The 455-nt window shown below is 74.7% G+C and carries 1 protein-coding gene; it reads left to right on the top strand.

Going from position 1 to position 455, the window contains the following annotated elements; genetic code table 11:
• On the top strand, positions 1-455 hold a 455-nt coding region (locus tag FV222_RS28990), incomplete at both ends, for an AprI/Inh family metalloprotease inhibitor (protein ID WP_246685733.1).

The raw sequence follows: 455 nt of genomic DNA on the forward strand, positions 1-455 counted from the left end.
CCCGCGCTCTTCGCGACGACCCTCCCCGAGGCGCGCGGCGGCGTGCCCGGCACCTGGGACTTGTCGCGCGACGGCACCAACCGGCGCTGCGTGATGACGCTGAGTTCGGAATCCGGCGAGGCCGGGCAGGTGGTGCGGTTTCCTGCCGGCTGCCGGCGGGCGGTGCCGGTGGTGGGGACGGTCGCCGGCTGGCTCTTCGCCGACGGCGTCGTCCGCCTCGTCGACCGAAACGTCCGCCCGGTGCTGGCCTTCGCCAAGCGCCCCGACCAGCGCAGCTACGTCGCCACGGCCGCGTCGGGCGAGAGCTACAGCCTGGTTCCGCTGGAAATCGCGGCGATGGGTACGCCGAGCCTCCTCGATCCGGCGCCGGTCGCGGTCACGCCGCCCGCGCTCGCACCGTCCGCCGCCGAGATCGAGGCGACAGACGTCGCGGTTGAGCAGCCGGTCGAGGGCGT

The organism is Methylobacterium sp. WL103, from assembly GCF_008039885.1.
In the GTDB taxonomy this organism is placed as follows: domain Bacteria; phylum Pseudomonadota; class Alphaproteobacteria; order Rhizobiales; family Beijerinckiaceae; genus Methylobacterium; species Methylobacterium cerastii.